The 21,211-nt window shown below is 69.4% G+C and carries 22 protein-coding genes and 1 tRNA gene; 19 read left to right on the forward strand and 4 right to left on the reverse strand.

Annotated features, from left to right (window positions below; translation table 11 throughout):
* Positions 1 to 11: 11 nt before the first annotated feature.
* Positions 12 to 1,595: an anthranilate synthase component I family protein gene (locus AUV08_RS00445; protein WP_061867369.1), complete on the reverse strand. Its 1,584-nt coding sequence runs from the start codon at positions 1,593 to 1,595 to the stop codon at positions 12 to 14.
* A 53-nt stretch (positions 1,596 to 1,648) separates the two neighbouring features.
* Here AUV08_RS00445 and AUV08_RS00450 point away from each other — a divergent pair, with 53 nt between their 5' ends.
* From AUV08_RS00450 to dnaG, 3 genes are all read left to right on the forward strand, one after another.
* On the forward strand, positions 1,649 to 2,410 hold the full coding sequence (locus AUV08_RS00450) for a bile acid:sodium symporter (protein ID WP_369814506.1): 762 nt from the start codon (positions 1,649 to 1,651) through the stop codon (positions 2,408 to 2,410).
* A gap of 62 nt (positions 2,411 to 2,472) precedes the next feature.
* Positions 2,473 to 2,718 carry a hypothetical protein gene (locus AUV08_RS00455; RefSeq protein WP_049146142.1) on the forward strand — a complete coding sequence of 82 codons (246 nt, stop codon included), beginning with the start codon at positions 2,473 to 2,475 and terminating at the stop codon, positions 2,716 to 2,718.
* Positions 2,719 to 2,748: 30 nt separating this feature from the next.
* Positions 2,749 to 4,659 carry a DNA primase gene (gene dnaG, locus AUV08_RS00460; RefSeq protein WP_061867368.1) on the forward strand — a complete coding sequence of 637 codons (1,911 nt, stop codon included), beginning with the start codon at positions 2,749 to 2,751 and terminating at the stop codon, positions 4,657 to 4,659.
* Positions 4,660 to 4,740: 81 nt separating this feature from the next.
* Here the strand turns inward: dnaG and AUV08_RS00465 are convergent, their stop codons facing one another.
* Positions 4,741 to 5,415, reverse strand: coding sequence for a PepSY domain-containing protein (locus tag AUV08_RS00465; protein WP_061867445.1), 675 nt, complete (start codon positions 5,413 to 5,415; stop codon positions 4,741 to 4,743).
* Positions 5,416 to 5,618: 203 nt separating this feature from the next.
* Between AUV08_RS00465 and AUV08_RS00470 the strand changes: the two genes are divergently transcribed.
* Positions 5,619 to 5,690 (forward strand) — tRNA-Asn (locus tag AUV08_RS00470).
* Here the strand turns inward: AUV08_RS00470 and AUV08_RS12365 are convergent.
* Positions 5,652 to 5,966 carry a helix-turn-helix transcriptional regulator gene (locus AUV08_RS12365; RefSeq protein WP_084776563.1) on the reverse strand — a complete coding sequence of 105 codons (315 nt, stop codon included), beginning with the start codon at positions 5,964 to 5,966 and terminating at the stop codon, positions 5,652 to 5,654. The two genes, AUV08_RS00470 and AUV08_RS12365, sit on opposite strands and share 39 nt — an antisense overlap.
* A gap of 110 nt (positions 5,967 to 6,076) precedes the next feature.
* Between AUV08_RS12365 and AUV08_RS00480 the strand changes: the two genes are divergently transcribed.
* From AUV08_RS00480 to AUV08_RS00550, 15 genes are all read left to right on the forward strand, one after another.
* Positions 6,077 to 6,304: a helix-turn-helix transcriptional regulator gene (locus tag AUV08_RS00480; protein WP_060974140.1), complete on the forward strand. Its 228-nt coding sequence runs from the start codon at positions 6,077 to 6,079 to the stop codon at positions 6,302 to 6,304.
* A 368-nt stretch (positions 6,305 to 6,672) separates the two neighbouring features.
* Positions 6,673 to 7,155, forward strand: a complete 483-nt coding sequence (locus tag AUV08_RS12110) for a hypothetical protein (protein ID WP_231865114.1) — start codon at positions 6,673 to 6,675, stop codon at positions 7,153 to 7,155.
* Complete coding sequence (locus tag AUV08_RS00490; protein ID WP_036340683.1) at positions 7,152 to 8,285, forward strand: DUF2637 domain-containing protein; 1,134 nt, start codon at positions 7,152 to 7,154, stop codon at positions 8,283 to 8,285. The genes AUV08_RS12110 and AUV08_RS00490 overlap by 4 nt, the downstream gene beginning before the upstream one ends.
* On the forward strand, positions 8,282 to 9,340 hold the full coding sequence (locus AUV08_RS00495) for a helix-turn-helix domain-containing protein (protein ID WP_061873033.1): 1,059 nt from the start codon (positions 8,282 to 8,284) through the stop codon (positions 9,338 to 9,340). The genes AUV08_RS00490 and AUV08_RS00495 overlap by 4 nt, the downstream gene beginning before the upstream one ends.
* Positions 9,340 to 10,185 carry an RNA polymerase sigma factor gene (locus AUV08_RS00500; protein WP_227449005.1) on the forward strand — a complete coding sequence of 282 codons (846 nt, stop codon included), beginning with the start codon at positions 9,340 to 9,342 and terminating at the stop codon, positions 10,183 to 10,185. The genes AUV08_RS00495 and AUV08_RS00500 overlap by 1 nt, the downstream gene beginning before the upstream one ends.
* Positions 10,182 to 10,478 (forward strand): hypothetical protein, encoded by a 297-nt coding sequence (locus AUV08_RS00505; RefSeq protein ID WP_036340685.1) that lies wholly within the window; start codon positions 10,182 to 10,184, stop codon positions 10,476 to 10,478. The genes AUV08_RS00500 and AUV08_RS00505 overlap by 4 nt, the downstream gene beginning before the upstream one ends.
* A gap of 86 nt (positions 10,479 to 10,564) precedes the next feature.
* Positions 10,565 to 11,227 carry a hypothetical protein gene (locus AUV08_RS00510; RefSeq protein WP_060973426.1) on the forward strand — a complete coding sequence of 221 codons (663 nt, stop codon included), beginning with the start codon at positions 10,565 to 10,567 and terminating at the stop codon, positions 11,225 to 11,227.
* 183 nt (positions 11,228 to 11,410) lie between these two features.
* Positions 11,411 to 11,716 carry a hypothetical protein gene (locus tag AUV08_RS00515; protein WP_060774791.1) on the forward strand — a complete coding sequence of 102 codons (306 nt, stop codon included), beginning with the start codon at positions 11,411 to 11,413 and terminating at the stop codon, positions 11,714 to 11,716.
* A gap of 32 nt (positions 11,717 to 11,748) precedes the next feature.
* Positions 11,749 to 12,789 carry a hypothetical protein gene (locus AUV08_RS00520; protein WP_060973427.1) on the forward strand — a complete coding sequence of 347 codons (1,041 nt, stop codon included), beginning with the start codon at positions 11,749 to 11,751 and terminating at the stop codon, positions 12,787 to 12,789.
* Complete coding sequence (locus tag AUV08_RS00525; protein WP_060973428.1) at positions 12,789 to 14,378, forward strand: SCO6880 family protein; 1,590 nt, start codon at positions 12,789 to 12,791, stop codon at positions 14,376 to 14,378. Before AUV08_RS00520 ends, AUV08_RS00525 begins: the two co-directional genes overlap by 1 nt.
* A complete protein-coding gene (locus tag AUV08_RS00530) occupies positions 14,378 to 15,880 on the forward strand; it encodes a conjugal transfer protein TraC (RefSeq protein WP_049145144.1) in 1,503 nt (500 codons plus the stop codon). The genes AUV08_RS00525 and AUV08_RS00530 overlap by 1 nt, the downstream gene beginning before the upstream one ends.
* Positions 15,880 to 17,784 carry a type IV secretory system conjugative DNA transfer family protein gene (locus AUV08_RS00535; RefSeq protein WP_049145140.1) on the forward strand — a complete coding sequence of 635 codons (1,905 nt, stop codon included), beginning with the start codon at positions 15,880 to 15,882 and terminating at the stop codon, positions 17,782 to 17,784. Before AUV08_RS00530 ends, AUV08_RS00535 begins: the two co-directional genes overlap by 1 nt.
* 4 nt (positions 17,785 to 17,788) lie before the next feature.
* Positions 17,789 to 18,169 carry a hypothetical protein gene (locus tag AUV08_RS00540; protein ID WP_049145137.1) on the forward strand — a complete coding sequence of 127 codons (381 nt, stop codon included), beginning with the start codon at positions 17,789 to 17,791 and terminating at the stop codon, positions 18,167 to 18,169.
* 268 nt (positions 18,170 to 18,437) lie between these two features.
* Complete coding sequence (locus AUV08_RS00545) at positions 18,438 to 19,286, forward strand: hypothetical protein (protein ID WP_049145136.1); 849 nt, start codon at positions 18,438 to 18,440, stop codon at positions 19,284 to 19,286.
* Positions 19,283 to 19,660 (forward strand): hypothetical protein, encoded by a 378-nt coding sequence (locus AUV08_RS00550; protein ID WP_049145134.1) that lies wholly within the window; start codon positions 19,283 to 19,285, stop codon positions 19,658 to 19,660. Before AUV08_RS00545 ends, AUV08_RS00550 begins: the two co-directional genes overlap by 4 nt.
* Before the next feature lie 151 nt (positions 19,661 to 19,811).
* Here the strand turns inward: AUV08_RS00550 and AUV08_RS00555 are convergent, their stop codons facing one another.
* On the reverse strand, positions 19,812 to 20,114 hold the full coding sequence (locus AUV08_RS00555) for a hypothetical protein (RefSeq protein ID WP_127435036.1): 303 nt from the start codon (positions 20,112 to 20,114) through the stop codon (positions 19,812 to 19,814).
* Positions 20,115 to 21,211: the final 1,097 nt, after the last annotated feature.

Below are 21,211 nucleotides of genomic sequence, written 5' to 3' on the forward strand. Positions count from 1 at the left end.
ACAGGGTGGGGTCAGGCGACGTCGGGCGCCGTCGTCGGCAGGCCCGTTCCGGCGGCGCGGGCGAGGGCCCGGCGCAGGCCGCGGGCCTTGAGGAGGACCTCGTCGTGTTCGGCGGCCGGGTCCGAGTCCGCGACGATCGCCCCGCCGGTCCCCACGGACCAGCGGCCCCCGGCGAGCACGGCCGTGCGGATCACGACGGACAACGACGTCGTCCCGTCCGCACTCAGCATCCCCAGCGCCCCGGAGTAGACCCCCCGTGGGGAGGCCTCCCACGCGGCCAGCAGCTCGACGCTGCGTCGCTTCGGCGCGCCCGTCATCGACCCGCCGGGGAACAGGGACCGCACCACGTCCACGGGTTCGACGCCGGCCCGCGCGGTCCCCGTGACCGTGGAGACGAGCTGGTGGACGCTCGCGTAGCTCTCCACCGCCATGAGGGAGGGCACCTGCACGGAGCCGGGCTCGCACACCCGGGAGAGGTCGTTGCGCAGCAGGTCCACGATCATGAGGTTCTCGGCGCGCGTCTTGGGGTCGGCGGCGAGCGCGCGGGCGGCCTCGGCGTCCGCGACCGGGTCGGCCAGGCGGGCGGCGGTGCCCTTGATCGGCTTGGTGCTGTACCGGCCCGCGCGCCCGGCGAGGAACCGCTCCGGTGAGGCCGAGACCACGGCCCACCGGCGGGCGCCCGTGCCGTGCTCCAGCAGCGCCGCATACGGGGCCGGCTGGTGCGCGGCGAGCTCGTGAAAGAGGACCAGCGGGTCCACGCGCAGCCCGGGATCGGCGTCGAAGCGGGTGGTCAGGCACAGCTCGTAGGAGTCGCCGGCGTGCAGCGCGGCGCGGCAGCGGGCGATCTGTTCGGCGTACGCCGCCCGGTCCTCGCGCCACGTGCCCGGCGCCTCCTCGTCGGCCTGTGGTCCCGGGCCGGCGTCCCGCGGCGGGGGCACGACGACGTCGCCCGACGCCGTCTCGAGAGCGCGGCGGGCCGCGGCGAGGGCGCGGCGCACGTCCGCCGCCCAGCGGTCGGCCCCGGTCTCCGCGGCGGTCGGAGCGAGGGAGACGACGCAGCAGTGCAGCACCCCGGCCGCGTGGTCCGCCACCACGTAGCGGGACGGGCGCACCCAGAACTGCGCGGGCAGGGATGCGGGGTCCCCGGGTCGGGGTGAGGGCGGTGTCACCCCCAGATCCGCCAGGCCGAGCTCGTAGCCGAGCCAGCCGACCAGGCCGCCGCGCAGCGGCAGCCCCTCGCCGCCGACCACCGGCCGGGGCGCGGCCGCGGCCGCGAGGTCGGCCCACGCGCGGTCCGGATCGGCAGGGTCGTCGTGCCGGACCAGCCGCGGGCCGGGGGAGGGCGTGCGGCCCTGCTCCTCGCCGAGCACGTCCAGGCCGTCTCCGGCCACGGACCAGCGGGCCTCGGCCGGGTCCGGCAGGGCCGAGTCCAGCCAGAACGACGCCGCCCCGCGCACGACGGCGTGCGCGTAGACCGCCGCCACGGCGGTCGCCGCCGTGTGTCCGGCCGCCGCGAGCGCCGCGGCGTCGAGCGTGCGCACGGCCACGTGCAACGGGGTGGCAGCGGCCACGGACGGTGCGGGGGCGGTGGGCATGGCCCCCAGCGTAGGGGTCAGCCCCCGCCCGGATCGCTCCGTACGCTGGCGGCATGCCGTCCTCCCCGCCCCGCCGCGCCCTGGTCGCCGCGCTGCTCGTGGGCGTGCTCCTCGTGCTGCTGGCCCCGTGCGTGGACTACGTCATCGCGTTCACCGCGCTCGCGGGCGGGGCGGCCGAGCGGCTGCTGGCGGCGGCTCCGCTGCTCATGCTCGTCCAGCTGGTCGTGCTGCCCGTGCTGCTGCGCGTCGTCGCCGGCGAGGCTGCCGTGGCCGCGGTCGACGTCGGGCCCTTCGTCCGTGCGCTGGTCCTGCTGATCCTGGCGCCGCTCGCGCTCGCGGCGCTGCTCCAGTGGGGCACGGCGCGCGGCCGCGGTGGGGTGCGGTGCGCGGCGGCCGGGGTGGTGCGCGGGTTCACGGCGGCGATGGTCCCGCTCATGGTCGTCACGCTGTTCACGGTGGTCGCCTCACAGATCCGCGGGGTGGGGGAGCGGCTGCCCGCGCTGGGCGTCGTCGTGCCCCTGTTCGCGGCGTTCGCCGCCGTGATGGTGGCCCTCGGCGTGGTGGCTGCGCGGTGGGCGCGCCTCGACGTGCCCGCCGGGCGGGCGCTCGTGTTCTCGGGCGCGACGCGGAACTCCCTGGTGGTGCTCCCACTGGCCTTGGCCCTGCCGGCGAGCCTGGACCCGGCCCCGCTCGTGGTGGTAACGCAGACGCTCGTGGAGCTCGGGGCGATGGTGAGCCTCGTCCGGCTGGTGCCCCGGCTGCTGCCGCTGCACGGGCAGTCCGCGGGGGCGGGCGCGCGTCGAACCGTGACCTGACCGCCCAGAATGTTGCCTTCCCGTGACCGGAATCACGGTCCCGGGTCGCTATGGTGGGCGACATGAGCCTCTCGTTCGTGTCCTCGGCGCGCCGCCGTCACGGCGGCCTGGCTTCGGCCGCGCTGTTCCATCCGCTGGTCGAGGCGGCCACCGGCGCGCTGCCCGTCATCGACCCCGCCACCGGGCGCCCCGCGTCCGAGGGAGCGGGCGCGGCGCGGACCGAAGCGTCCCGCGCGACGGGGACCGGTCCTGCACAGGCCGCAGCGGATGCCGAGCCGTCCACGGAGGCCGGTTCCGCTCGGGGCTGACCGCCCCGCCCCGTCCCTAGAATGGTCCGCATGGCTGGACTGATCGTGCGCAAGGACATCGACCTCGTCCGCGAGCGCACGGATCTGAAGGCCGTCGTGGAGGAGTTCGTCACCCTCCGCTCGGCGGGCGTGGGCTCATTCAAGGGGCTGTGCCCGTTCCACGACGAGCGGACGCCGTCGTTCCACGTGCGCCCCGGCGTGGGCACCTACCACTGCTTTGGCTGCGGCGCGCACGGGGACGTCATCAGCTTCCTGATGGAACTCGAGCACACCACCTTCACGGAGACCGTGGAGCGACTGGCGTCCCGCGTGGGGGTGGAGCTGCACTACGAGGACGGCGGCACCGGCCCGGACAAGGCGGAGACGGGACGCCGTCGTCGCCTGTTCGAGGCGAACAAGGTGGCGGACGAGTTCTTCCGTCGTGCCCTCGGCTCGCCCGAGGCGCAGGCCGCCCGCGACTTCCTCACCCAGCGGGGATTCACACAGGAGCACGCGGCGCAGTTCGGCCTCGGATATGCCCCGCAGGGGTGGTCGCATCTGCTGGACCACCTGCGGCAGAAGGGGTTCCGGGACGAGGAGCTGCGCGCCTCCGGGCTGGTGTCCGAGGGGCAGCGCGGCCTGTACGACCGGTTCCGCGGCCGTCTGCTCTGGCCCATCCGGGACATGACCGGCGCGACCATCGGCTTCGGCGCGCGCAAGCTGTACGACGACGACCCCGGGCCCAAGTACCTCAACACCCCCGAGACGCCGCTCTACAAGAAGTCGCAGGTGCTCTACGGGATCGACCTGGCCAAGCGGACCATCGCCAAGGAGCGTCAGCTGGTGCTCGTCGAGGGCTACACGGACGTGATGGCGGCCCACCTGGCCGGCGTCGGGACGGCGGTGGCCACGTGCGGCACCGCGTTCGGCGCGGACCACATCAAGGTGGCCCGCCGCCTGATCTCCGACGACGGCACGGGCGGCGAGGTGATCTTCACCTTCGACGGCGACGAGGCCGGGCAGAAGGCCGCGCTCAAGGCGTTCGACGAGGACCACCGCTTCCTCGCCAAGACGTTCGTGGCCGTGGAGCCCAGCGGCATGGACCCGTGCGATCTGCGCATGCAGAAGGGCGACGAGGCGGTGCGCGCGCTCATCGCCTCGCGGCGCCCGCTCTTCGAGTTCGCGATCCGGGCCGGGCTCAAGGACTACGACCTCGACACCGTGGAGGGCCGCGCCGGGGCCCTGCGCCACGCGGCACCGATCGTGGCGGGCATCAAGGACGCCGTCCTGCGTCCCGGCTACGAGCGGGAGCTGGCCGGCTGGCTCGGCCTGGACCCGAACGCCGTGCACCGCGCCGTGGCCGCGGCCGGGCGCGCGCCGCGGCGGGGGCCCGAGCCCGAGGCGCGGCCGGCCCCGGCGGACGACGGGCAGGCGCTCGGGCCCCAAGGCCACCACGGGGAGGCCGCCGCCCCGGCGCCGCGGATCGTGGTGCCGGTGGATCCGCGCGACCCCGTCGCCCGCCGGGAGCGGGAGTCCCTCGAGGTGGTGCTGCAGCATCCGACCCTGCTCTCCGCGGAGCAGTGGACCGCGCTGTACGCCGCCCGCTTCACGGTCCCGCAGTACGCCGCCGTCCACCAGGGCGTGAAGATGGCCGGGTCGGCGGGGGCGACGCCGCAGCGCTGGGTGGACGCCGTGCGGGACGCCGTGCCCCAGGAGGTGGCCGGCGTCGTGTCCGAACTGGCCGTCCGCGACCTGCCCGCCCGCACTCCCGAGGATGTGGACCGGTACTGCCGGGACATCATGAACCGCCTGTTCGCCCTGCAGATCGTGCACCGCAAGGAGGAGCTGCTCGGGCGCCTGCAGCGGCTCGGCCCCGAGGGCGACCCCGCCGAGTTCACCCGCCTCAACAGCGAGCTCATGGAACTGGAGGCGCGCCGCCGGGCCCTCCGCGCCGACGACTGACCCCCACCCGTTTTCGTTCGGGAAACGGCGGCTCCAGGCGCGTTTTCGTTCGGGAAACGGCGGCCCGTCGGCCGCGCGGCGTCAGCGCTCGTCGACCGTGAGCACCTCGCCGGACGTGGCGTCGATCTCGACCTCGGGGCCGTCGGAGCCGTCCTCGCGATCGAACCCGACCTCCCACTGGAGGGTGCCGTTGTCGTCCTCCAGGTCCATCTCGTCCAGGGTCACCCCGTCACGGCCCTCCCGGGCGGTGTCGAGTGCCTGCTGGGCGGTGACCTCGGCGTCCTTCGCCTTCTGGACGTCCTCGAGATCCGACTCGCGGTCGGTCTCGGTGATGTCGCCGTCGGCGGTGACGTCCAGCTCCTTCACCTCCTCGCCCACCACGACGTCGACCTCCCAGGTCGTGTCGTCATCGTTGGCGTCCACCTCGACGATGATGCCGTCGCCGTGCTTCTCCAGGACCGCGTCGATCACCGCGTAGGCGGGGTCGTCGGCCTGGCCGGTGCCCGAGCCGCTGCTGGCCGCGGCGGCCGTCGACGACGCCGACGTCGACGAGGCCGACGACGACGCCGAGGCCGACGTGGTCGAGGCGTCGTCCGTGGCGGGGGTGCTCGCCACTGCCGAGGAGGCGTCGACCTCCGGCGAGACGGAGCCGTCGTCGCCGTTGTCGGAGGTGGTGCCGCAGGCCGCGAGGGCGAGGGCGGCGAGCATGCCCGTGCCGGTCAGGGCGGTCTTGCGTGTGAGGGTCGTGATGGTCATGGACACGTCTCTCCTTCGGGTCCGTTCCTGATGGTTTTGGGGTGTCCGCGCACCGTAGGCCCGCCGGAACCGTGCCTGGCAAGGGCCCGGTCCCCGGGCGTGGGTAGGACGACGACGGCGCCCCGCGGGCGGGTGGCGCGCAGGCAGGGGCTCTGGTAGAGTTCCATCCGTTGTCCGAACGGCTCCGGCGGTTCGCGGCACATTCCCCCGTAGCTCAACGGCAGAGCATTCGACTGTTAATCGAAGGGTTGTTGGTTCGAATCCAACCGGGGGAGCCGAGCAGAGGCCCCTGCACCGACCATGTCGGTGCGGGGGCTTCTTCGTGCCTGGAGGACGACCGGGCCGAACAGTTCAGCGAGCGTGATGTCGAGCCACCCCGCGATCGAGGCCAGTTCGGGGAACGTGAAGTCCTGCTGTCCGCTCATCCGCCGGCTGACCGCGCTGCGTGTCAGGCCCATGTGCCGGGCCATGTCGGACTGGTTGACCTGCCGGCGGCCCATCCAGGCGCGGATTTCCGCGAGGAGCGCGGTCTTGATTTCTGACTCATCCATGTGTCCAGCGTAGCGAAGGGCAGGCCAGTCGTCATGGGATACGAAAAAAAATTGCTACATAAGCAACATACGGCTTGACCAGTGTTGCGGGTAGCACAACACTGGTGGCCATGACGAGACAGAAGCAGTTAACTCTGCAAATCCGCTCCAGGTTGGCCCTGGCCGACAAAAGCATGGGGGACCTGGGCGAAGCCCTCGGTCTAAGCCGCGCATCGGTGTCAGCACGTATGAACGGGCACCGCGATTTCACCTTCACGGAACTCGAGACCGTCGCTGACTTTCTTGGGTTGTCGATGCGAGACCTCTTCGTGTTCGAGGCCGAGGAGGGGAAGCCGTGACGGCGACAGTGGTTGACCCTGACCACGGCGCGTCCATGACTGCTGCGGCAGCGCGTGACCTCACGGACCAGATTAAGACTGGCATGGAGTCGGTCTACCACCTCATCCGTTCGGCATATCGAGGACGGGCCTGGGCCGTTCTTGGCTACCGCAGCTGGGACGACTACGTGACCCGTGAGTTCGGAAACCTCCACCTCCGTCCGCCCTTGGAATATCGGCAGGACGTGGTCCTCTCACTTCGTGAGGCCGGCATGAGCGCACGCGCCATCGCAACCGCCACTCAGTTGTCTAAGAGCACCGTGCACCGGGAACTCGACGCGACGGCGGGTCGAGATGTCCCAAATGGGACACCTGGAAACGCTCGGCGGGTGACTGGCACGGACGGGAAGACCTATCAGCCGGTGCGCGAGCGAGCCGCGACGTCGTCCGAAGGGCCAGAGGCGGTGCTCGAGGGCCAGATGGGCCTGGACTCGGTGCTGGACATGCCGGCCGAAGACTTCGGGATCGAGCCGCTGGACTTGGTCCGGCACGACGAGGAACAGAAGAACCGCGCGCGTCGTGTGCTGACTGCGTTCAACGGGTCGGGTGCGGCCGCGGTGCCAGCGCTGATCAAGGCGGCTACCCCGGTGGCCTCGCTGGTGTCTCCGGCGACGGGTAAGGCGCTGGTCGAAGACGAGGACTTGCACGGGGTCGTGTGGGACTCGGTGCGGTGCGTGCGGACGCTGGCGCACGTGATCCGGTCCGTGGGGCATGTCGAGGGCGAGTCCCAGGCGGAGATCCGGTCGACGCTGCGGGACGCGGTGGACGACCTGGATGAGGTGCTGAAGAAGATCGAGGAGGGCACGCGATGAGCGCGCAGCAGATGTGGGAGGCCCGAACGTCTGGGCCGAAAAGGGCGGAAGCCCCGGCCAGCGGGCAGGCTGTCGGGGCTTCCGAAAACGCTCAATCCGAGACGGTGCACATTCCAAAGAACACGCTGGTCGAGCACTCAAAGGATAGCACCGGGGCGCGGCCCACGGACAGTGGGATTCGGACGCTTCCGCGCCGGGTCAACCCGAACGATGGGCGGTTCATCCGGGCCGTGGTGGCCGGGACCGCTGTGGCCGGGCTGGTGGCGTTCTCCATTTCGTTCGCGGCGCTGTACGAGGTCGCGGCGTGGCTGGGGCTGCCGCCGTTCATGCATTGGGCAGTGCCGGTCTTCATAGACCTGGCGATCCTGGTCTACGCAGGCTCCGTACTGGTGCACGAGTCTCGAGGGGAGTCCGCGCGGGCGTCGTGGTGGGCGCTGGGGGCGTTCACGGGGCTGTCGATGATCGCCAACGGGGCGCATGCGTGGAGTGCTGAGAACGCGAGCGTGTGGCAGTCCGTGGTGGGTGCGCTCATCGCGGTGATGGTTCCGGTGGCGGTGTTCGTGGCCACGGATCAGCTGGCGCGGGTCGCGGTGGAGAACCCGGACTCGCGGCGGGCCGAGCGCGCATCGCAGGTGTCGGAGGAAGCAGAGCAGCTGAAGGCTCAGGCGGAGCTGGATCGTCAGCGCGCGGAGCTGGAGGCCGAACTCGCAGCGAGCCGCTGGCAGATCGAGGCCCAGCGGCGCGAGGCCGAGCGGGAGGCCGAGGTGGCCGAGGCTCGGCACCGGCAGGAGCTGGAACGGATGGAGCGTCAAGCCAAACTCGAGACCGAACGCGAGGCCCGCGAGGTTCCGCAGGCCGTGGTCGAGGAATCGCAGGTCGCCCAGGGGATCGAGGTCGTCGAGACCGTGGCGTCGTCAGAGCCGGTCGCCGCAGAGACGAAGACGGTGGAGAAGGCATCGGGTGCGGACATCACCGCATGGATCGTGTCCCGCGCGCAGGAGGGCCAGGTGCCCTCGGCGGCGGAGGTCGCAGAGAAGTTCGGGTGCTCAGAGCGCACCGGGCGCCGCCGCTTGGCCGATGCCCGTGAGGCGCACGCCGAGGCATTCGGGACCGAGGAGGAGCAGGCATGAGCATCGAAGCGATGAAGTGGGCGCAGAAAGTCGCGGAGACAGGCCAACTCAACACCGGCCAGGCGTTCGTGCTTTTGCTGCTGGGTGACCATGCGGACGAGGCGTGGTCGTGCCACCCGAGCCAGGAGTTGTTGGCCCGGCGGTCGGCCCAGACGGTGCGTTCGGTGGAGCGGCACATCGCCCGCCTGCGAGACCTGGGCCTGGTGGACACCGAGTCTCGCTACGGGGACGGGCGCGGGCGGATCGGCTTGAGGTACTACCTCCGCGAAGAGGCCCTGAACGACCTTGTCCAAGACGCCGAGACCCGCATGAACACGCGACCCGACAATCTGTCGGGTAAATCTGAGACCCGCACGAAGACGCGACCCGACAATCTGTCGGGTAAATCTGAGACCCGCACGAAGACGCGACCCGACAATCTGTCGGGTAAATCTGAGACCCGCATGAACACGCGACCCGACAATCTGTCGGGTGAGTCGACTCACCCGACAATTTCGGCGGACTCACCCGACAATCACGACTTTGCCGACTATAAGGATCGCGCGCGGACTAACCCTCAAGAACCCTCATCTGTCCGTCCGTCAGTCCGTCAGTCCGGTGCAGTGCGCGCGGAGACGACGACGGACGACGGACGACGGACCGATCAGGTCATCGACGGTGGGGAAGGCGTGGGGCTGGTCCATCGGGGTGTGGTCCTGGCGGACTTGGTTCAGCGGGTGCCGGCGGCTGCGGACCTCGGAGACGGGCAGCTGCGGTCCATCGTGGACGTGGTCTTGGCGCGGGCCTCGGGGCCGGTGCGCAAGCCCACGGCCTTCGTGGCGCGGTCCTTGGCCTCGGAGTTCGAGGAATTGGTCGCTGTGACCCGGCCCCGGCCGGTCGCCGTGACTCAGGCTCCGGCTGCTTCGGGGCAGGTGCGTGAGCTGCGGACCGGTGAGCCGTGCCAGGACCCGGACGTGCACATCCCGGCGTACGGGCAGGCCGTGCTTGCAGACTGCCCGCACTGCCGGCTGGAGCGGCGGGCGATGCCACGGGCGTTGATGGAGGCGGTGGACTGATGACCGGGCAGGCGGACCGGGTGGCTCCGGCGGGGATGGTGCTGGTGACCGGTGACGAGCTGGCGGAAGCGGTGGCCTCGGTGCGAGGCACGGTGGTGGCCGTACTCGGACCCTCGGGCAACGGCGACGTCGTCGAGGACGTGCTCCAGAGCACGTGGGAGTCCGCGTGGCACTCCCGGGAGCGGTTCGATCCGGACCGGGGTTCCCTGCGGACCTGGGTCGGCACCATCGCCCGGAACCGAGCGGTGGATCATCTGCGGGCGGTCGGCCGGTCGCGGGCGGGCCAGGAGGCGCTGGAGGCTTCCGCGGTGGCGCGGGAGAAGACCGCGGTGTCGACGGTCATGGAGGACCCGGCCGAGGCTGTGGTTGAAGCGCTGGCTGCACACCGGGAAGTCGCGGAGGTGATGCGGGTGGTCGAGTCGGTCATGGAGTCCTCGGAGATGACGGCCCGTGCCCTGGCCGTGGTGCTGGCGTTCGGGGATGACGTCGTGGCGGCATCGGAGGCGATGGGCGTCTCGGTGACCGCACTGCGTCAGGCCCGGCGTGAGCTGGTGCGCTGTGCCCGGGTGGTCCGGGCGGCGCAGGAGGTGGCCCGTTCGGGGCAGGCGGTGACGATGCGTGTGCTGATCAGCTGCCTTCCCGACGACGGGGACGCGGGGGACTGGGCGCGGCAGGTCGCGTTGGCCTGCGCGCAGGCGGGGGGCCGGATGGAAGCGGTCACGGTCGAGGACGTCATGCAGGCCACCGGGTTCAGCCACTCCACGAGTCGGCAGTACCTGGCCGAGACACGGCACCTGCTGAGGGTGGCGACAACGGTGATCCGAAACGAGAGGGCAGAGAAGTGAGCGAGCAGACGGAGTTCGAGCAGAGCCATGACGTCCCGGAGGGTCAGGAGCCGCGCGTGGTCTACGTAGAGCGGGACCGGGGACTGGTCGCGTCCGTGCGGCGACTGCGCCAGCGCGCAGGCGAGGCCGGGCGGCGGTGGGTGGCGGAGTCCGTGGACGCGCCGCTGCCGACGTCGTGGCAGGAGCGGGTACCGGACGCGTGGGACTCGGCGCGGGGTCGGTGGGTGATCGCGGCCGTGGCGCTGGCGGTGCTCGTGGTGTGGGTGCTGGTGGTGCAGGCGATGGCGCGCTGACAGACCTTCGCGGTGGGGACCGCGAACCCAGGACGAGACACGGCAACGAAGCAAGAGCGGGCCAGACGAGCGGCGAGGAGTCGGACATGTTGAACGGAATCAACCCGGACGGGCTGTCGGGGTGGTCACAGATCAGTGGATGGGTGGTCGGGACGGCGCTGGTCGTGCTGATCCTGGCGGTGGGGGCTGGCGTGGCGCTGGCGGTGTGGGGCAGGGCCTTGTTCTCACCTGGCGGGATGCGCAAGGGGTGGACGATGGTCGCGTTGGCGGCGGTGGGGGCGACGGTGCTGGGCGCTGGCACGGCCGGCACGAGCTGGGGGGCTGGGCTGGGCACGAGCGAGCTGATGCCCGCCGGGGCCAGGCCACAGTCGGTCGCGATCGAGAAGAACGCCCCGAAGCAGACCTGCAACCGGCAGGCGGTGCGGGACTTCGACAAGGAGGAGCCGTCGCCGGATCGGGCAGAGCGTGAGCGTGTGATCAGTGCGTTGCTCGGTGGACAGCCCGCGTTGGACGGGTACGAGTGGGGCAAGGAGGCTACGGGCACGGAATCCTCGTACACGGTCGTCACATCGGTGAAGTGGTACGCCACGGGCGAGGTGAACGGGTCGGGTGAGCCGGACTGCTCGGCACAGAACGAGGCCACGGCCGAGTGCTCGCCGGTCGAGGTGCACGTGGCGCGTCAGTCGCTGACCAACGGTGCTCAGACCGGGCGGACCCTGACGCTGACGCGGGGTCAGAACTGCTCTTAATCTGATCTGCGAGTTGCCCCCACCTGCTGCGGATGCAGCGGGTGGGGGCTTTCTCGTGTGCGGGCCAGGTGACATGCGTGGCGGTGGGGCGCGTCGTACATCTGGCAGCGGGCGGGAGTTGCCCGTTCGGCCCGGAAGGTATCCAGGCCGTCGTCACATCACATCCCTACGGGAGGACCTCTGATGAGCAATCTGATTCACGCGGCCACCACGGTGGCTGCCGGTGTCCCGGACATCGCACCGAGCTTCAACGGGCCGTGGATGCCCACCATCCAGAACATCACGGGCCTGGCGTTGGGCACCTTCCTGGTCATCCTGATCGTCGCCGTCGGCATCGGCGTGCTGGTCTGGATCTTCGGCAAGCTCTCCTCGAGCGGCCGCGCGCAGGACGTGGGTATCAGCTTCGTGGTCTGGGGCATCGTTGCTGCGGCCCTGATCGCCGGTGCTGCGAGCCTGATCGGCTGGGGCGCTGGCCTGCCGCTGTTCTGAGGTCCTGAGCGCACTCACGGAGGGAGAGAACGATGTGGGAGAAGGACTTCGAGGAGTTCATGCGGGGTTCGATCCTGGGGCTGGCGAAGGCCGCTTCCGGGCTGCTCGAGCAGGCTTTCTCCGTGGGTGCGCTGACCCCGGAGTGGTGGGTCACGGTCGTCGGCGGGCAGGTCACTACGACGGTGGCCGGTGGCGAGAGCACGGTGATCGACCACCCGGGGATGCTGAACATCATCGTGGTGGCGATGATCCCGCTGCTGATGATCTTCGTGGCCGTGCAGGTCGTGCTCTCGGCGGTGCGCGGGTCTACGGCCGGCATGGTGCGCGCGTTCCTGGCGGCGGTGTTCAGCATCCCGGCGACTTACGTGGTGGTCGGGCTGGTGTGGATGGCGATGGGGGCGACCCAGCAGCTGACCTTGTGGATCTTGCGGGTCGGTTCCGGTGGCACCGATGGCCAGGACGAGGCGGTGGCCGGCGTGCTGGGGCTGTTCGGTCTGACCTACGACGCCGCCAACGACAAGATCCTGCTGGATGAGAACTTCGCGCAGTGGGAGATGGCCAGCGAGAACTCGGAGAACGGGATGATCGTGGTCGCGGTGATCATCGCGCTGGTGATCTTCTTCGCCTGCTTCGTGCTGATGGCGATGATGATCTTCCGTCTGGTGCTGATTCTGATCTTGGCCTCGTTCGCGGCCCCGGCGATCTTCTCGTTGGCCCTGGAGCCGGCCAAGGCGCTGGCGGGGCGGTGGCTGTCGATGATGCTGGGGCTGATCATGGCCGGGCCACTCGCAGCCGCCGTTGTGCGGCTGGGCATGGCGATGGCGGCATTGTCCACGGATTGGGTGCAGACCGTGGCTGGCATGGTGCTGGTGTTCGTGGCCGCGGCCATGCCGATCTTCATGCTTGCAGTCACCGCGTGGCTGGCCGGCGGTGCTGGCCAGGCTGAGCAGGCGGGCGTGATGGCCGCGAGCCGGGCCGGGCGTGGAGCAATGAATTCGATGCGGGGCGTTTCGGCGCGGGCTGGCCGGATGCGCCAGCGTGCCGGGGCGATGGTGATGCGAGGAGGCCGCTGATGGCAACGATGATTCAGGAGTCGATGGACTCGGAGTACGACGACGTCCGATTCCCCCAGGAACGGACTCAGGGACTGATCCTGGGGCTGACCCTGGAGCAGGTGATCGTGGTTCTGGCCGGCGTGCTGATCGGCATGGCGTTCATCCTGCGTGGCGGGCCGGCCATGCTCGTGGGTATCGGGCTGATGGCCGTGATCGGCGCGTTCGGCGCGACCCGGTTCCGTGGCCGGTCCCTGCCTGGCTGGGTGTGGGTGGCGATGCAGTACCTGCGGCGCGGGGCAACGGATCAGCTCGAGTACCGCCAGGGGATGGCCCCGGCACACGTGCTGGAGCTGGTGGACGGCGAGCCGCAGGCCCCGGTGAGCGAGGCAGGGCCGCAGGCTCAGCGCGATGCGAAGGGGCGGATCAAGCCGGGTGAGCCGGCACGGTTCCGGCTGCCGGGTGTGGCCGGTGAGCTGATGGTCTACGCGATGCCCAACGGGGCCGGGTTCGTCTGGGACCCGCGCGCCCGGGAAGCGGTGGTCTGTGCGAAGGTCATGACGACGCGGGGCTTTGACCTGGAGTCCTTCGACGCTCAGGAGGAACGGTCCCTGTCGTGGGGATCGTCGCTGGCGGCGCTGTCGCGTCTGCCGGGTGTGGTGCGGATTCAGGCGTCGGATCAGACGACGCTCATCTCCGGTGCGGCCGTGGAGGACTTCTACGAGTCCAAGCAGGAGGGCGCGGGCCGGTCAGGGGCAAGCGTCGACCCGTTCCTGGACCAGGCGTTCCGTGAGCTGATGAAGGAGGCCCAGTCGATGCCGGTGCACGAGCAGTGGCTGACGCTGGTGGTCTCCCCGTCGAAGATCACCTCGCAGGTCAAGGCGCTCGGCGGGGGCACCCCGGCGCTCATGGAGCACATGCTCAAGCTGATGACGACGGTGGAGAGCACGCTGCCGCGCTCGGGGACCCAGGTGACCGCCTGGCACTCTCCGCGCACGCTGGCCGGTCTCTCGCGGTCGGCGTTCGACCCGGACGCCTCGGTGATGGTCTCGACCATGAAGGCGGACGGGAAGACGGCGGGTACCGCGCCCTCGAGCGCGGGACCGATGGCCGTGGAGGTCCATGCGGGCCACATGGTCACGGACGGGAACTACCACCGCACCTACAAGGTCTCCGAGCTGCCGCAGAACCTGGCCCGGCTGGGGTTCCTGGACGAGCTGGTGTTCGCCGGGGACTTCCGGCACACGGTCTCGGTGTTCCTGGCTCCGGTGGAGCGTGGGGCCGCGGTGCGGTCCGTGCAGCGGCGCAAGACGGACTGGCACACGAACTCGCGGCTGATGAGCAAGCTCGGGCGCATCGGGTCGTTGGAACATGACCAGTCCCTGGAGGACGTGGAGCGCGAGGAGGCCGAGCTGCGGCGTCGGCACACGGGCGTGGATGTCGTCGTGCTGGTCACGGTGACCGGGTCCTCGCGGTCCGAGCTGGAGTCCGCGGCTGCGGAGGTCGTGGCCTCCGGGATCACGGCCGGGTGCGAGCTGCGCCCGGTGTGGATGGAGCAGGACGCGGCGTTCGTGGCCGGTGCCCTGCCGTTCGGAAGGATGAAGCTCTGATGCGTGAAGAACCGAAGGTCGATCTGTTCCAGATCATCGAACCGGGCAAGGACGAAGCCCGAGAGGCCAAGCGTGCGGCCCGGGAGCTGGAGCGAGGCCAGCGGGCGCTGCGGAAGGCGATGGCTGCGCAGGCTAAGGAGGTGCGGTTCCCTCAGCCGCAGTGGGGCAAGGCCGGACCGCGCGGGGCACGGCAGCTGCGGGGGATGCGCACGCTGGCCCCGCGGCCGGTCCGCACGACGACGCATACGGCCTCGACGGCGTACCCGTTCGTGGCCGGCCCCGGTCTGGGTGCGCGCGGGCTGATGATCGGCAAGGACATGCACGGCGGCGGCGCGTTCTGCTTCGACCCGTGGGCACTCTATGAGGCCGGGATCATCTCGGGCATGTCGATGATGCTGTTCGGTCAGGTGGGCACCGGGAAGTCGTCACTGGCCAAGTCGCTGGCGGTGCGGCAGGTGCTGGCCGGGCGCAAGCTCTCGGTGGCCTCGGACAAGAAGGGCGAGTGGACCCGTGTGGTCAAGGGCCTGGGTGGATCGGTGATCCAGGTCGGCCCTGGCCTGGACACGCGCCTGAACCCGTTGGACCCGGGCACCCGGCCCTCGACGGACGTGCAGGGCGAGCTGATGACGGATCGGGCGTGGGCCTCGATGGTGCGGACTCGGCGCATGTCCATCTTGGTGGCCCTGGTGAAGATCCTCACCGACCGGGACATGACCTCGCCCGAGCACCATGTGCTCTCGGCGGGCCTGGACGCGGCTGTGGCGGTCGCGGACGCCGAGGGACGTCCGCCGATCATCCCGGACGTGATCCGGGCGCTGGACGCGGCCCGCACGGACCCGGACGCGATGAAGGCGCAGGCCGCGTCGGTGACGATGATGACGCTGGGCCGCGTGTCCTCCGGCGATCTGGCCGGCATGTTCGACGGGGAGACCACGGTGGTCCTGGACGATCAGGCGTGCGCGACGAGCATCGACACCTCCGCGTTGCTGGGTGCCTCCCCGGAGGCGGTGCGCGTGGTCAACGCGTGCGCGGGCGCGTGGACCGAAGCGATGGTCACCACGCGCGACGGCGGGCAGCGGATCGTGATCTACGAAGAGGGCTGGGACAACATCAGCTCCGAGGCCGACCTGCGGCGCATGGTCGAGCAGTGGAAGCTCAGCCGCGCCTACGGCATCTTCAACGTGCTTGTGCTGCACAAGATCGCTGACCTGGACATGGCTGGTGATCAGAGCTCGAAGATGGCCGCGATGGCCCGGTCCCTGCTGGCCGACGCGGACGTGAAGGTGATCTACCGGCAGGACCGGTCCGCGCTGAAGATCACGACGTCGGAGATGGAACTGTCCGACCGGGAGCGGTCCCTGGTGCGGTCCCTGCCCAAGGGCACGGGCCTGTGGCGTCTGGGGGATTCCTCGTTCGAGGTGCAGAACGTGCTCACGCGGGCCGAGCTGCCGCTGTTCGATACGGACGAGCGCATGGACAAGGCGAAGGAGGCGGTGGCCTGATGCGACGTGAACGTGGCAACAACTCGGTCCTGGAAGGGGACAGCCCGGCCGAGACGGCACTGATCTGGCTCATCGGTCCGGCCGTGCTGCTCTACGGGGCGTACCTGCTGGCCGGGTTCCTGGCCGGGCGTATCCACTGTGGGGCACCGACGAAGCCGGACTCGCTGTTCGCGCCGCTGGGCTTCCTCGTGGGCGAGCACGACCCGGCCACGTTCGGGGCCACCGCGCAGGGATGCACGGCGACCACCGGCGGGGTCATCGGCTGGCTGATCGGTCTGGGTGTGTTGGTGCTCGTGCTGATCGGCGTCGCGGTGACGGCGTGGAGCCGATACCAGCAGTCGGACAAGAAGTTCATCAAGGAGCTGCGCGAACGCGAGGGCCTGGCCCGGTCTACGGAGATCACCAAGACGGTGGGCCGCAAGTCGGTGCTGTCCCGGGTGAAGAAGGTCCGGCCCTCGATCAAGAAGCCGGCCATCACGGACGGGGCCATGCGCCTGGGCAAGGCCGAGGGCGTGGACGTGTTCGCGAGCTACGAGGAGTCGGTGGTGCTGATCGGCCCGCCGCGCTCGGGCAAGGGCGTGCACCTGCTGATCGGCGCGATTCTCGACGCACCCGGCCCGGTCATCACGACCAGCTCACGTGCGGACAACCTGGGGGCCACAGCCGAGCTGCGCAAGAAGAAGGGACCAGTGGCCCTGTTCGACCCGCAGGGACTGACCGGTCAGCCCTCCACGCTGAAGTGGTCCCCGATCACGGGCTGTGAAGAGCCGCGTGTGGCGAACCAGCGGGCGGCGTCGCTGATCGGTGCCTCCGGCCTGGGGTCCTCCAGCTCGAACGCGGAGTGGCAGGCCCCGGCCATCACGATCATGGAGTGCCTGCTGCACGCCGCGGCGCTGGGTGAGCGCACCGTGGATGACCTGATGCGGTGGGGCAACAACCCGGCCGAGGCCAAGGAGGCCGTGAAAATCCTCACCGAACATCCCAAGGCCGCGCTGAACTGGAACCTGGTGCTCAAGGGCATCATCGAGGGCGACCCGAAGCTGCTCCAGTCCAAGTGGTTCGGCGTCGAAGGTGCGGTCAAGGGGCTGTCGGTGCCCGAGGTCCGCGACGTGCTGCGACCCAACCGGTTCGAGGAGACCCTGGACATCGACAAGTTCCTCACCGAGTGCGGGACGCTCTACATCGTGGGCACCAAGACCGGCGGCTCGTCGGCGGGGCCGTTCCTGATCGCGATGATGGACGCCATCACCGAGCGGGCGCGCGAGCTGGCGGCGAAGTCGCCCGGGAACCGGCTCGACCCGCCGCTGTCGCTGGTGCTCGATGAGATTGCGAACATCTCCGGTGCCTGGCCGGGGCTGACCCAGCTCATGGCTGACGGCGGCGGCGTGGGCATCTCCCCGTTCGCGGTGTTCCAGTCGATGGCTCAGGCCCGCAACGAGTGGGGCGAGCAGCAGGCGCAGGCGTTGTTCGATGCGGCCACGGTGAAGGTCCAGCTCGGGGGTGCCTCGAACGTGTCCGACCTGGAGCAGTTCGCCAAGCTGGCCGGCCAGCGCAAGATCATGCGGACCTCGAAGTCTCGCGGCAAGGACCACACCTCGGTCTCCGAGCAGATCCACGACACCGACGTGGTCTCGGTCGCGGAGCTGCGTCGGCTGCCGTTCGGGTGGGGGGTCCTGCTGAACCGTAATGGGCGTCCGATCCTGATGCAGATGACCCGCTGGTGGGACCGCAAGGACGGCAAGCAGATCAAGGAGGCCGCGGGGCGGTACTCGAAGGCGCTGCTGGCTGAGCTGGAGTCCAAGGACCCGGCCCCGTCCACACCGACCGACGCGGACCGGGCCGAAGAATCCGTGGCGGCGTTGGACCCGGTGCCGGAGACGGCCCCGGCGATCCCGGTGCGGTGAGGGCATGGGCAGGTTCGGGCTGCACCGCACCAGCTCGGCCGAGTACAAGCGGTACCTGCGGTCCCAGGCATGGGGGTACAGGCGGGTGCGGTGGTTCGCAGACTGCCGGCAGGCCGGCCAAGAGCCGGCCTGCCAGGTCTGCGGGATCACGCTGACCCAGGCTGGGACCCTGGACCTGCACCACGTCTCGTACAAGGGCGTGGGCCAGGACGAGGAGGGCCGGTGGCAGGCCCGCGAAGCGCACAACGACCTGATGCCGTTGTGCCGGGACCACCATCAGCGGCTGCATCAGATCATGGACGGCAAGAAGGAGTTCTTTGGATGGGACCGCAGGCGGGCCACGGTCGTGATCGTGGCCAGGATGATCCGGCAGAGGCAGGCATGAGCACGGACGGGGGTGCACGGTGCCATGTCTGCCAGCGGCCCGTCTCCACGAGGTGGCACTGCGCCGATGGACGATACCTGGACCGCGCCGAGTGTCGTGCCACCGGCGGAATCGGGGTGTGGTTGTGCGGTACATGCGAGGACGCCGCGCATCGCTACATGCGCTCGACCGGGGCAGACGGGCGCGAGGCCGTTGAGGAGCTGTTCGCCCGGCTCGAGAGGCTGTTGGGCGGGCCAGCACGCCGGTACACGAGGGAAGGACGGAACTGATGGCATCGCCCTGGGTTGAAGACGACGAGCCCACGGACTGGGAGGCGCCGGCGGCCGCCGATGACGACGGACAGACGGGAACTCCGCTGCCCTACGTCGACCCGGAGGTCGCCGCGGAACTCGCGGGCGAGGGTCCGCCGGTGTGGATGGGCACGCGGTGGAGGGAGATCAAGGCAGAGCACCAGTGGGAGGCGTGGAACACGCTGCGTCGGTGGGTGGACTGGTTCGTAGCCGAGTACCGGCTGGTGACCTCGGTAGTGCCACCCTGCTGGTACAAGCACTCGGACCTGACGGCCGAGCTGTATGCGGCGATGTGCATGGAGTACAAGGTCTGGGAGGAACAGGCTCCGGGGCTGGGCCCGATGATGATGTGGCACCCGCATGTGGAGATGCTCACCGCGCGTCTGCGCCGCATGGTGGATGAGGCCGGCTGCGCGAAGATCGGGAGGCACAAGGAGCCCGAGGCGTACGGAGACCGGCCAGCGTTCACGCTGGACTACGACGAGGACGACTTCACGGCCTGGGCTGGTACCACCCGTGAACAGGACACCCTCGAACGACCCGCGACGGGCGTGCAATACGTGCGGGCACGTGTGGTGGACGGCGACGGCGGGCAGGTCGCGGTGTCGAACCCGGTGGGGCTGGCCGCCTCCCGGCAGCCTGAAGACGTGGCCGTGGTGCTGGAGATGTCCTCGTCTACGCCGTCGGCTCCACGGCTGGCGGTGTCCGTGGCTGATAGTCGGGACGACCTCAGTGTGGAGTGGGAGAGCTCCCCGGACGGGCACATCTGGGGCACCCTGGGAGATGAGCAACAGCCGGAAGACTCGAGCGAGGAGGAACGACGATGAACTGGGTTCGCGGCACCGGTAGCCCGTGGAACATGCACTGGGTCCAGCAAATGGACAGGCAGGAGTGGGACCTCTATGAGGACGACCGCACCGGCGCAATGTGGGTGGAGCGGGAGTACGGCACCGTGCTGGCCATGCTCAGCGACGGTGGCTGGCGGATGACGAAGAACGGGGCGCCGTACCGGTCCCGGTACCGCGTGTTCGAGTTGGCCGGAACCGATGTTATCGAGCGCACGGATGTGTTGTTCTCGGGGCTGGCTCATGGTGGGCACTTCGATGAACGCCAGGAGGGTGCTGGGCGGTATCAGGCCGTGCGTCGGGAATGCGTCGAAGCAATCGAACGGAAGCTCCAGGTCGCTGTGACGCAGAGCTGACTACAGGAGCACCATGACGGAGCGGCCCCGATACCGGAGAGGTATCGGGGCCGCGGGCTTCTCGGTCTGACGTAGGAGATTCAGTCAGGACGGCCAGCCTGTGATGCCTTCGAATAGTTGGCTCAGGCTGAGGCTGGCCGTCGTGTTGGGGTCAGTCAGTGCGATTGGTGGCGCGACGATGCCGTGCGGTCTCGAAGATCACGTGCAGGATCGAGGCAACCAGAATCAGAGCAAGTGCAAACCACGTCCACCCGTCCAGGCTAAGGTTCGCGATGTCGTGGCCCTGGTTCTGAAGGTCGGTGATGGTGCTCTTGAACTTGTAGCTGACGATGGCTGACAAGCTGACCAGGACAACAAGTGTGGCCCATGCGACTGCTCGTTTGCGGATGAGGATGGATGCACCGAACATGACGGTCCAGAATCCCACGACGATAGGGAGGGCGCTTGTCAGCATCAACGACCCCACCAGGTTCTGGAGCGAAGTCGGGACCTGGTCATTTTTGACTTCTTCGACACCAGCGAGGATCGGGACTGGTTGGGGGTCGGTGGTTGCGTCAGTGGGTTGGTCGTTGGGTGCGTCAGAAGACGGGTCGGTGGCTGAGGCGGAGGCGGTAAGCAGCAGGAGGGCGTGCAGGGGCGCAGGAGGGCGTGCAGGGGCGCAGGAGGGCGTGCAGGGGCGCAGGAGGGCGTGCAGGGTGCGGACCGGCGGAGCCGGAGCAAGTTAGATACTTAGCTATGCTAAGTCGCTTTCGGCCTAGTCAGGCCGGGATTCGTTGCACTGTGCTGGGGGTGCAGGCGCAGGGGGTCAAGCGTCGTCGGAGGCGTCCGTTTTGGGGGCCTGGGGGGTGTCCGGGGTGCGCGGCGGGTCGTTCTTGTGGATCGCTTAATGAACGGCGCGTGTGCTGACGCCTTCGCGCTCGGCAATGGCGCGCATGATCATGCCTTCGGTGCGCATGGCGCGGATACGTTCATGGAGCGCGGCGACCTTGACGAAGTACTTCTCGCAGGGCTGGGCAACCGTGCGCCGGAGCGGTCCGGGGTGCACCCCGGACCGCTCCACGAGGACGCGGGAGGGCCATTTGGGATTGGCTGGAGCTGGGCAGTCCGTGTCAGTGTGAAAAGTAGTTCAATTCTTCATAAGAAGTGAACTAATCACAGGAGGGGGTGGGGTCACAAAGCTAGAAGCGAGGCTCTCAATCAAAGCGACTATAATATTCGTCATTCTGATTTTTCTTCTAGCTTCTTTTCGAGCTTATTCTTCCTCCTGTTTAGGCGCCACCAAGAAACTGACCCCTTGAGCTGGAGGGCTCCTAGTTCGTCGAGGGATGGGAGCCCCTTGTCAGACAGCCTTTTGGAGACCTCTGTCTTGTCTGCTCCTTGCATCGTTGCAACGAGTGCGTGCGCTTCCTTGACTGGAGCGGATGCTAGAGGGTGGGTGGAGAGTTTCGCGTTGACTGCCCTTAGGGCATGTCTGACAATCGTTTGGACCATGCGATCACAGCATTCAGCACCACAGCGGACCGGTAGACGATCGCGTACTTGTCATACCGG

It is taken from the genome of Micrococcus sp. CH7 (genome assembly GCF_001595485.1).
GTDB lineage: Bacteria > Actinomycetota > Actinomycetes > Actinomycetales > Micrococcaceae > Micrococcus > Micrococcus luteus.

Excerpts from the sequence above, each read along its gene's own strand:
- AUV08_RS00445 (WP_061867369.1), bottom strand. The coding sequence starts at position 1,595 with ATGCCCACCGCCCCCGCACCGTCCGTGGCCGCTGCCACCCCGTTGCAC.
- AUV08_RS00450 (WP_369814506.1), top strand. The coding sequence starts at position 1,649 with ATGCCGTCCTCCCCGCCCCGCCGCGCCCTGGTCGCCGCGCTGCTCGTG.
- AUV08_RS00455 (WP_049146142.1), top strand. The coding sequence starts at position 2,473 with ATGAGCCTCTCGTTCGTGTCCTCGGCGCGCCGCCGTCACGGCGGCCTG.
- dnaG (WP_061867368.1), top strand. The coding sequence starts at position 2,749 with ATGGCTGGACTGATCGTGCGCAAGGACATCGACCTCGTCCGCGAGCGC.
- AUV08_RS00465 (WP_061867445.1), bottom strand. The coding sequence starts at position 5,415 with ATGACCATCACGACCCTCACACGCAAGACCGCCCTGACCGGCACGGGC.
- AUV08_RS12365 (WP_084776563.1), bottom strand. The coding sequence starts at position 5,966 with ATGGATGAGTCAGAAATCAAGACCGCGCTCCTCGCGGAAATCCGCGCC.
- AUV08_RS00480 (WP_060974140.1), top strand. The coding sequence starts at position 6,077 with ATGACGAGACAGAAGCAGTTAACTCTGCAAATCCGCTCCAGGTTGGCC.
- AUV08_RS00490 (WP_036340683.1), top strand. The coding sequence starts at position 7,152 with ATGAGCGCGCAGCAGATGTGGGAGGCCCGAACGTCTGGGCCGAAAAGG.
- AUV08_RS00495 (WP_061873033.1), top strand. The coding sequence starts at position 8,282 with ATGAGCATCGAAGCGATGAAGTGGGCGCAGAAAGTCGCGGAGACAGGC.
- AUV08_RS00500 (WP_227449005.1), top strand. The coding sequence starts at position 9,340 with ATGACCGGGCAGGCGGACCGGGTGGCTCCGGCGGGGATGGTGCTGGTG.
- AUV08_RS00510 (WP_060973426.1), top strand. The coding sequence starts at position 10,565 with ATGTTGAACGGAATCAACCCGGACGGGCTGTCGGGGTGGTCACAGATC.
- AUV08_RS00515 (WP_060774791.1), top strand. The coding sequence starts at position 11,411 with ATGAGCAATCTGATTCACGCGGCCACCACGGTGGCTGCCGGTGTCCCG.
- AUV08_RS00520 (WP_060973427.1), top strand. The coding sequence starts at position 11,749 with ATGTGGGAGAAGGACTTCGAGGAGTTCATGCGGGGTTCGATCCTGGGG.
- AUV08_RS00525 (WP_060973428.1), top strand. The coding sequence starts at position 12,789 with ATGGCAACGATGATTCAGGAGTCGATGGACTCGGAGTACGACGACGTC.
- AUV08_RS00530 (WP_049145144.1), top strand. The coding sequence starts at position 14,378 with ATGCGTGAAGAACCGAAGGTCGATCTGTTCCAGATCATCGAACCGGGC.
- AUV08_RS00535 (WP_049145140.1), top strand. The coding sequence starts at position 15,880 with ATGCGACGTGAACGTGGCAACAACTCGGTCCTGGAAGGGGACAGCCCG.
- AUV08_RS00540 (WP_049145137.1), top strand. The coding sequence starts at position 17,789 with ATGGGCAGGTTCGGGCTGCACCGCACCAGCTCGGCCGAGTACAAGCGG.
- AUV08_RS00545 (WP_049145136.1), top strand. The coding sequence starts at position 18,438 with ATGGCATCGCCCTGGGTTGAAGACGACGAGCCCACGGACTGGGAGGCG.
- AUV08_RS00550 (WP_049145134.1), top strand. The coding sequence starts at position 19,283 with ATGAACTGGGTTCGCGGCACCGGTAGCCCGTGGAACATGCACTGGGTC.
- AUV08_RS00555 (WP_127435036.1), bottom strand. The coding sequence starts at position 20,114 with ATGCTGACAAGCGCCCTCCCTATCGTCGTGGGATTCTGGACCGTCATG.